Origin of the sequence: Halomonas sp. B23F22_20 (assembly GCF_043496985.1) — a bacterium.
Taxonomy (GTDB): Bacteria; Pseudomonadota; Gammaproteobacteria; order Pseudomonadales; family Halomonadaceae; genus Halomonas.
Genome location: NZ_JBIEKH010000066.1, coordinates 1 through 952 on the forward strand (window position 1 = coordinate 1; position 952 = coordinate 952).

The 952-nt window shown below is 57.9% G+C and carries 2 protein-coding genes; both read right to left on the reverse strand.

What is annotated here, in order from left to right; all coding sequences use genetic code 11:
- Positions 1–67: 67 nt before the first annotated feature.
- Positions 68–415, reverse strand: coding sequence for a type II toxin-antitoxin system ChpB family toxin (locus ACGTN6_RS20570; RefSeq protein ID WP_394594914.1), 348 nt, complete (start codon positions 413–415; stop codon positions 68–70).
- Entirely contained in the window at positions 412–666 is a 255-nt protein-coding gene (locus ACGTN6_RS20575) for an AbrB/MazE/SpoVT family DNA-binding domain-containing protein (RefSeq protein WP_394594915.1), read from the reverse strand. Before ACGTN6_RS20575 ends, ACGTN6_RS20570 begins: the two co-directional genes overlap by 4 nt.
- Positions 667–952 lie beyond the last annotated feature (286 nt).

Here is a 952-nt window from a genome sequence, read left to right on the forward strand (position 1 = left end):
GGTCATCGCCAGAAAATGGGTGTTCAAAAGCCTTTCGTTATCAATCTATAGGACAAGACTTGCCTCCTTATTCGAAGAGTGTTTGCACCCGTGCAAGGGCGTCATCCACTATATGGCTAGGGGCTGACTCGACTTGCCGAGCTCCTCGAGCATCAAGGTCCACGGTCCTGATCTGGTTGACCAACACCACCCCCTGTGTCTGCGTGCCGTTTCCCGTCAGTGTCACCGCGAAGCCCGCGTGCCTGGCAAAGCTACTACCTTGTGTGATGGGTGCGATCACCGCGGTGCCGAACTGATTGAACGCCGCCGGCGTCAGCACCAACGCTGGTCGGAAGTCCCCTTGCTGCTCGTGTCCCTCTGTGGGGTTGAGGCATACGCGCACGATGTCACCTCGCTTGAACCTGGTTCGCTTCATTCCTCGCGCCCTACTGGCTCCAGGTCGCGCCAGGCTTTCAGGTCTTCAGGCTCGGGGGCGTCGGGATCGCACTGGCTCAGGAGCTGCTCAAGCGTGTATTTCGGTTTTGCCGGGACAGGCTTGAGGATCAGCTTGCTGGGCTCTTCCTCGACCTCCAGCAAGTCGCCATCGTGCAGTCCGTACTTTCGGAGCAGGTCAACAGGCAGCCGAACTGCTGCGCTATTGCCCCACTTTTGGATCTTGAGTTCCATGGATCACCTCATGCCCGTTTGTATCTACAGTGTAGATACATAAATGTGCCGCGGCAAGGGCGTATCTACAATGCCGACGAGGATGTCCATCGAATCGTTTCCTGGTCGGCTCGATGTCCAGCTGCCTACTCGGCAGGTGACATGGGCAATGGAGCGAAAATGGCCCGAGTCTTCTTCTCAGCTGCCTACTCGGCAGGTGACACCAAGGCGATCTGGGCGCGGCGGATACTGCTCTTCTCAGCTGCCTACTTGGCAGGTGACAACTCGCTAGATCGGAAGGGCGTCG

What these genes read in the sequence shown, in the direction of transcription:
- ACGTN6_RS20570 (WP_394594914.1), bottom strand. Translation starts at nt 415, where the DNA reads ATGAAGCGAACCAGGTTCAAGCGAGGTGACATCGTGCGCGTATGCCTC.
- ACGTN6_RS20575 (WP_394594915.1), bottom strand. Translation starts at nt 666, where the DNA reads ATGGAACTCAAGATCCAAAAGTGGGGCAATAGCGCAGCAGTTCGGCTG.